5 protein-coding genes and 1 pseudogene are annotated in these 7,310 nt (G+C 69.0%); 3 read left to right on the forward strand and 3 right to left on the reverse strand.

Annotated features, from left to right (window positions below):
* Both VFF46_RS31030 and VFF46_RS31035 read right to left on the reverse strand, forming a co-directional pair.
* Nucleotides 1-1,104 (reverse strand): FAD-dependent oxidoreductase (locus VFF46_RS31030; RefSeq protein WP_325040788.1); only part of this gene is annotated, 1,104 nt, incomplete at its 3' end.
* Nucleotides 1,105-2,136 (reverse strand): LacI family DNA-binding transcriptional regulator, encoded by a 1,032-nt coding sequence (locus VFF46_RS31035; protein ID WP_325040789.1) that lies wholly within the window; start codon nt 2,134-2,136, stop codon nt 1,105-1,107.
* 171 nt (nt 2,137-2,307) lie between these two features.
* On the opposite strand from VFF46_RS31035, the gene VFF46_RS31040 reads away from it, so the two are divergent.
* The gene (locus VFF46_RS31040) at nt 2,308-4,182 is read left to right on the forward strand and encodes a hypothetical protein (protein WP_325040790.1); all 1,875 of its coding nucleotides are present in this window, start codon (nt 2,308-2,310) and stop codon (nt 4,180-4,182) included.
* Here VFF46_RS31040 and VFF46_RS31045 read toward each other — a convergent pair.
* Nucleotides 4,179-5,858: a hypothetical protein gene (locus VFF46_RS31045; protein ID WP_325040791.1), complete on the reverse strand. Its 1,680-nt coding sequence runs from the start codon at nt 5,856-5,858 to the stop codon at nt 4,179-4,181. The two genes, VFF46_RS31040 and VFF46_RS31045, sit on opposite strands and share 4 nt — an antisense overlap.
* A gap of 116 nt (nt 5,859-5,974) precedes the next feature.
* Here VFF46_RS31045 and VFF46_RS31050 point away from each other — a divergent pair, with 116 nt between their 5' ends.
* Nucleotides 5,975-6,934: a sugar ABC transporter permease gene (locus VFF46_RS31050; RefSeq protein ID WP_325040792.1), complete on the forward strand. Its 960-nt coding sequence runs from the start codon at nt 5,975-5,977 to the stop codon at nt 6,932-6,934.
* Nucleotides 6,924-7,310, forward strand: a pseudogene (locus VFF46_RS31055) (carbohydrate ABC transporter permease); the annotation flags it as partial. The gene VFF46_RS31050 and the pseudogene VFF46_RS31055, both read left to right, overlap by 11 nt.

Consider the following 7,310-nt stretch of genomic DNA (forward strand, 5'->3'; position numbering starts at 1 on the left):
GCCGCGCAACCGCAGTCCGCGGAACCCGGTGCCGCCGTCGGGGCGCGGCGCCTCGGTCTGCAGCCAGTAGAAGACGGCCTGCGACAATTCCCGGGCCGCGGCGAGGTGCTTCGCGGCGTCCGGTACGTCGATCACCGGGCCTTCGAAGTAGTCGATCATCGGCCAGTTCACCAGGCAGATGTCGCTGTCGTACGCGCCGGGGACGAAGTGCCGGCGGGCCGCGATCCGGCGGAAGGTCCACAGGTTCGTGTCGCCGCCGCCGCGCCGCTGGTCCGCGACCACCGCGAGCGGGTCGTCGTCCGGGTTCGGGGTGAACGACCGTACCGAACTCTCCAGGGTGCGCGGGTTCGGCGCGGTCCAGGACAGCAGCCGGTCGCCCCAGAAGGACGGCTGGTAGTTCCGCCAGAAGGCGTAGTTCGCCGGCTTGTCGCCGACCATGTCGACACCGTCGCCGTCGACGTGGTCGACCGCGAAGCAGTACGACACCGCCTGCATGTTCAGCGGCTGCGCCTCCGCCGGCGCGCTCGGCTCGCCGGTCTCGCTCTGCGCCTCGAACCCGGTGACGTACTCCGTCCCGGTCAGCGGCAGCAGTTCGCCGGTCTCGGTCGCGTCCAGGATGTACGGCGCCGTGAGCGTGAGCTGCTCCTCGGTGTCGCGATGCTGGACGGTCACGGCGGTGACCCGATCGCCGTCGATGTCCGCGGCCACCGGGCGGTACGGCTGCAGGACCTGCAACCGGCGGCTGGCGCGGTACGGCGCGAGCATCTCCTCCAGTACGGCGACCGCGACGCGCGGCTCGTGACAGAGCTTCGACACGTACCCGGCGCCGGGGTTGAGGTGCGGGTCGGCCCGTGACGCCACGGTGAGCGGGTAGTGCCGGCGGTAGTACGCGCGGATGCCGTCGCGCAGCGCGCGGTACGACGCGGTGATGCCGAACTGCTCGACCCACGAGTGCTCGTCCGGCGGGACGGCCTGGCTGGTCAGCTGCCCGCCGAGCCAGTCGAACTCCTCGGTCAGGATCACCGAGCGACCGGTCCGGAGCGCGGCCAGGGCCGCGGCGACGCCGCCCAAACCACCGCCGACCACGAGAACATCTGTCTGCATCTAAATACCTTTGCTGGGCGGGGTAAGGGTGATTCCGTCGGTCAGGTCGCAGGGGAGGAGCAGTTGCTGCTGGGTGGCGGTCCCGCTGAGGATCGCCTCCAGCAGCTCGACCGCGCGCAGCCCCATCGCCCGCCGTGGGACGTGGAAACCGGAGAAGTCCAGGTCGCTGGCCGCCGGCCGGGTGGCATCACCGAGGGTGACGACGGACAGGTCCCCGGGTACGTCGATCCCGCGCTCTGCGGCCGCGGCGTACAGCGCGATCGCGTCCGCGCGGTCCTCGACGAAGACGGCGGTGATCCGGCGTTCGAGCAGGTCGTCGAGCACCTCGCCGGGGGAGCGGTCCGTGGTCGGTACGTGCGGCGCGCGCGCACCGGCCGCGTCCCGGAAGCCGCGCATCCGGTCCGCCGACGACTCCGCGCCGCTGCCGAGGCCGGCGTACGCGATCCGCCGGTGGTCGAGCGCGTACGCCTGCTCGACGACGGTGCGGGTGGCGCTCGCGTAGTCGGCGCCGACGTACGGCACCGGGGCGCCGGCGTCGTCGCGGCGGCCGACCGAGACGAACGGGTACTCCTCGGCGATCAGCCGGGCGAGCTCTTCGGCGGGGATCTCCCGACCGAGCAGCAGGCACCCGTCCGCGATCCGGAGCCGGTTGTTCTCGTGGAAGATCCGCCGGCGCCCCTCGGCGACCGGGGCGCTGGTGAACAGCAGCAGGTCCCAGCCGAGCTGCTCGGCGCAGTCCTCGATGCCGGCCATGAACGGGTGGTAGAAGTCGCCGCTCGAGCTCGGGAACACCGACTCGTACGTGAACACGCCGAGGATCTGGTTGCGCTGCTGCGTCATCCGGCGGGCCAGCGGGTCGGCCTGGTAGCCGGTCTCACGGATCACCTTGAGCACCCGGTCGCGGGTCTCGGCCGGGATCCGCGCGGTGGCGTCGCTGCGGTTGTTCAGCACCAGCGACACCGTGGTCTGACTGACCCTGGCCAGCCGCGCGATGTCGCGCTGGGTGAGCCGGGTGGTCGCCTTGTCTGCCATCGTCGATCCTTCGCGGTAATACGGATTGCCGGGAACCGTAGAACAGTCCGCCGACAGCCGTCAAGAGGTGAAAACTGGTGATAATTCGAATTATCACTGCCTGAGGTCTTGACCCGCCCTGGCGCGGCGCAGAAAACTCGCGGCAGTCCGATCGCAGCGAGGAGATCCGCCATGCCTGTCAAACGTCGTACTGTCCTGCTGGGTGCAGCCGGTGCCGGCCTTGCGTCCACGATGATCCCGGCGTCCGCCCGTGCCGCCGGGCTGCCGTTGCTGGCCGGGCTTCCGGCCGGTGCGCCGGACCGGCGGCTGTTCGCGCCGGGCGAGCAGCGGTTCGCGCCGTACCTGGTGATCCTCGCGCCGATGGTGAACGACATCGTCGACAGCGACCCGTACGGGTTCATGGGCGGCGGCTGGTGGCGGACGCCCGCTCAGCCGTACAACTCCCGCGTCCAGGAACACGTTTTCACGCTCAGCTGGTTCTACGCGAACAAGCGCGCCTGGAACCCGTACTACCGCGACAACGCGCTCCTCGGCCGGCTCGACGCCGCGCTGCAGCACTACGTCGGGTTGCAGAACCCGGACGGCTCCTGGCCGGAGTACCACCCCGGCGAGCAAGGAAAGGCGGCAAGCGGTTTCGGCATCGGGTACCTCGCGAAGACGCTGGCCAACCTGCGCCGGGCGAACGCGCTACCGAGCCGGCAGGCTCAGGTGGAAGTTGCCCTGCGCAAGGGAGTCGACTGGTACCTGGACCCGGGGAACGCGGTGGTCTGGGACAACCCGTTCGAGTACACCAACCAGGCGACGGCAGGGGTGGCCGGGTCGGCGCGGACGCTGACGTTGCTGCCCGACCACGACCGGTCGCTGAAGCTGCAGGACCGGATCCGCTTCCTCGCGAAGTGGGCGCAGAGCCCGGCCGGGTTCTTCTACGACCCGCGCGGGATGGACATCAACTACAACTTCGAGGTAATGCTGCCGGAGATGGCCGAGCTGTACCTGCTCACCCGGAATCCGCAGCTCGCGACGATGGCCCGGCGGTTCGCCGACTGGTTCGGGTACAACCTGCTCCGGGAGCCCGACGGCTCCGGCTGGCTGACGTACTACGCCGTGTCGGACCGGACCGCGGAGGCGTTCTACGACGACGTGATCCCGGACCCGGACCGGACCATCCTCGGATCGCACTTCGTCCCGGTCGTGCCCGAGTTGGGGGCGTTCTTCACCTCCCGCGAGGACCAGACGGCGAGCCGGAACGCCTGGGCCGCGGATCCGGCGCCGGTGCCCGCGCTCGCCAAGCAGGACACGTCGCCGCGGATCATCGCGCACGCGCCGTACGGCGAGACGATGCCGAGCCGGGCCGCGAAACAGGCCGCGATCGCCCGGCTGCCGTACCTGCGCAGCGACAACTTCACCGAGCGGCGGCACGACGACTACGGCAATCAGGACTACCTCTACGTACGGCGTCCCGGCCTGTACCTCGGCGCGTTCTTCGGGAACCGGCAGGGGAGCGGTGTGAAGGCCGGCACCGGGTTCCTCTGGCATCCGGTCGCCGGCACCGTGATCCACGCGCAGCAGACGGCCACCGGTTCCTGGGGCACGGTCCTCGGTGGCAAGGCCGATGCCGAGAGCAACCTTGTCGCCTCGTACCCGTCGAAGGACCTGGTCCGCTACCACACCCCCGACGGCTCGGTGGCGACCGAGCTGCTGATCGGCCCGTACTCCGTCACCCGCCGGGTCACTGCGACGGGTGCCGCGACGGGTGCCGTGACGGGTGCCGCGACCGAGCAGATCCCGCTCGTCCTGCAGCCCGATGACGAAACCGTTTTCTCGGACGGAACGGTCGCTCCGTACGGCCAGACCAGGACCGCGACCGCCGACGGCCTGGTGATCCGCCGGGGCAAGGCCAGGATCACGATCACCTGGTCCGGCCGCCGGACAGCGACCCTCAGTACGTCGTCCCGGACGTACCTGCGGGACGGCCGCCGCCGCGTCCACGTCCTGCGCATCCCGCACGACGGAACCCTGGAAACCGTTGTCGCAACGGCCGGTTAGGCCCGGATCCTGAGCACCTGCGCGCCCGGTGTACGGCCGGTCAGGTACACGCGCAGGCCGTCCGGGGTGAGGTTTCCGCCCAGGTAGGTGTACTGCTCGCCCGGGTCCATCGCGACCCGGGCGGGCCCGTTCCCCGGCCCGAACTCGATCCGGTCGTCGCCGACCGTGTAGCTCCCGGTCCCGGACACGAGCTGGTAGTTGCCGTCGGCATCCACTGCGTCCACGCCGGAAAGCGTTCCACCGGGGCGGAAACACAACTCGATCGCGTACGCCGTCGCGTCGCCGTCGAAGCCGAACGTGAGGTCGAACCCGTCCGCCATCTCCTCGACCCGGACCGCGGTCCGCAGCGACCGGTACTGCTTCGCCCGGTTCCCGAAGTCCATCGACGAGTAGAACCGTCCCTCCGGAGTCAGCTCGTACCGCCCGCTCGTCCGCAACTCCGGCGGCAGCGGCAGGTGGTACGCCGCCTGTACCTCTTGCTGGAGCTTGAACGTAGAAGGCCCGGTCCGGTGCAGCCCGTCCGCGCGGAAATGCCCGGTTCCGAAGAACTGCGGCGCCAACCGCACCGAGTCCAGGATCGCCGCTCCGTGCCGGAACTTGAAGAACGTCGGGTTTGTGGACAGCCCGGACGCGATCACCGGGAACTCGTGAAAGTCCGTGCCGCCGAAGATCGTCGCCGTCCGAGCACCCCGCCGTACCCGGGCCGACGCCTGCGACGGGTAGTGCTGGACGAAATCGTCGGGTGCCGGCGCAGCGGCCGGAAGCGTCGCGGCGAGCGAAGGCCGTTCCAGGACCTCGGCGAGGAAGTCGCCGAGCTCACCGGTCCCGCGCGCTTCGATGCTCTTGGCAACAGTCGTGAACCGCCCGTCCCCCGTGTGCAGCGCGAGCTCGCGGAACTGCGTGAGATACCACCAGACCTCGCGGATTTCCTTCTGGTCCTGGCGACGCGAGGCCGTGGTGTCCACCTCGCCGTTCGGCTCCAGCAGGTACAGCGTCAGTTCGAGGTTCCGCCGTACGTACTCCACCAGCTCAGGCCGGTCGTGCAGCCGGGCGATCGTCAGCAAGGACGGGTTCGTCACCTCGGCGGCGTACGTCGAACTCCGCTCGCTGTAGATCCCGTCCCGGGTCGCGTCGATGCCCTCGGCGAGCCAGTCGTCGATCCGCGCGGCGTACCGCCGGTCCGGAAACAGGTGGTTCGCCCGGGCGAGCGCCGCGGATACCTCCCACCGGTGGTTCGGCGTGTGCACACCACCCGCCGCGAGCGACGGCGCTGCCTTTCGGACGATGCCCGCCAACGTTTTCCGGAGTGGTGAGGCGACGTCGAGCAGCGCGTACAGCACGCACACGTCCTGGATCACGAAAGCGGTGTCCGGCGGCGAGTGCAGGTTGCCGACGTCGTACAGCCCGTCCTCGTGCTGCCGCGCCGCGAGTTGCTCGACGAGCCGTCCGATCGGCTCGAGGAGCGTCGCGTCGCGGTGGTACGCCGACCGGCTCCAGACGTACCCGGACACCAGCCGCCGTGCTTTCCGGGCGACCGTACGGGGGCTGTCACCGGGGTCCTGGTGGTTCGCGAGCACCACGGGGATCTGGGCCTCGTTGGCCGTGGTCAGCAGTGTCAGGAAGTCCTCGTCCACGGTCGCCACCCCATCACAGCCGAGCTTCGCAGGCGACCGCATCCGGACACCTCGGCGGGTCCTCGAACCCTTGCATAAACCGGTTTCTCGTACTAGTTTCACCGGCCAAAGCAAACGCTTTCCGCCGACTTTCCGCCGTACCGGAGGTGCCCGAGACGATGAGTGCGCTGGGTGAGCTCGGCAGCCTCCGGGGCAAGAAATCCGCAGGTCAGAAGCCAGACCGGGGCGGTGGGGTGGGACATGCAGGCAAGCGAGACAACCTCGCCGGTTACCTGTTCCTCGCGCCCTGGCTGCTGGGCCTGTTCCTGATCACGATCGGGCCGATGCTGGCCTCGCTGTACCTGTCGTTCACCGACTACAACCTGATCCAGGCGCCGAAGTGGATCGGCCTGGAGAACTTCACCCGGATGCTGTCCGACCAGCGGCTGCACAACTCGCTGAAGGTGACGTTCACCTACGTGTTCGTTTCGGTCCCGCTGCAGCTGACGATCGCGCTGCTGCTCGCCGTGGTCCTGGACCGGGGCGTGCGGGGAATGGCGTTTTATCGATCCATCTTCTACCTGCCGTCGCTGCTCGGCTCGAGTGTCGCGATCGCGATCCTCTGGCGGCAGGTGTTCGGCACCACCGGCCTGCTGAACCAGGTGCTCGACGTGTTCGGAATCCACGGAAAAGGCTGGATTTCCGACCCGAGCACCGCGCTCGGCACGCTGGTCGTGCTGAACGTCTGGACGTTCGGCTCGCCGATGGTGATCTTCCTGGCCGGCCTGCGGCAGATCCCGTCGATGTACTACGAGGCGGCCGCGGTGGACGGCGCCGGGACGCTGCGCCGGTTCTTCAGCATCACGCTGCCGCTGCTGACGCCGATCGTGTTCTTCAACCTGGTGCTGCAGATCATCCACGCGTTCCAGTCGTTCACCCAGGCGTTCGTCGTCTCCGGGGGCAGCGGCGGGCCGTCGGACTCGACGATGTTCTTCACGCTGTACCTCTACGACCGGGGCTTCGGGAACTTCGACATGGGCTACGCCTCCGCGATGGCGTGGTTCCTGCTCGTGATCATCGGGGTCTTCACCGCCGCGAACTTCTTCGCCTCGAAGTACTGGGTGTTCTATGACGACTGAAACGCTCCGCACCACGGTCACCGCCCGGCGCGCCGGCGCCGTCACCTGGGTCCGGGTCCGTCCGCTGGTGATCCATGTCGTACTGGCGGCGTCGGCACTGGTGATGCTCTACCCGGTGATCTGGATGGTGGTCAGCTCACTGCGCCCCGGCAACGAGATCTTCCGCGACCCCGGGATCCTGGTGAAGGACCTGCGGATCGACAACTACCGCATCGGCTGGAACGCGCTGACCGAACCGTTCACCCGGTACCTGCTGAACTCGGCGCTGGTGGTGCTCGGCTCGATCCTCGGCAACCTGGTGTCCTGCTCGATGGCGGCGTACGCGTTCGCCCGGCTGGAGTTCACCGCGAAGAAGCTCTGGTTCGGGATCATGCTG

Source organism: Kribbella sp., assembly GCF_035655035.1.
Lineage (GTDB): Bacteria > Actinomycetota > Actinomycetes > Propionibacteriales > Kribbellaceae > Kribbella.

Excerpts from the sequence above, each read along its gene's own strand:
- VFF46_RS31045 (WP_325040791.1), bottom strand. The coding sequence starts at position 5,858 with ATGCGGTCGCCTGCGAAGCTCGGCTGTGATGGGGTGGCGACCGTGGAC.
- VFF46_RS31040 (WP_325040790.1), top strand. The coding sequence starts at position 2,308 with ATGCCTGTCAAACGTCGTACTGTCCTGCTGGGTGCAGCCGGTGCCGGC.
- VFF46_RS31035 (WP_325040789.1), bottom strand. The coding sequence starts at position 2,136 with ATGGCAGACAAGGCGACCACCCGGCTCACCCAGCGCGACATCGCGCGG.
- VFF46_RS31050 (WP_325040792.1), top strand. The coding sequence starts at position 5,975 with ATGAGTGCGCTGGGTGAGCTCGGCAGCCTCCGGGGCAAGAAATCCGCA.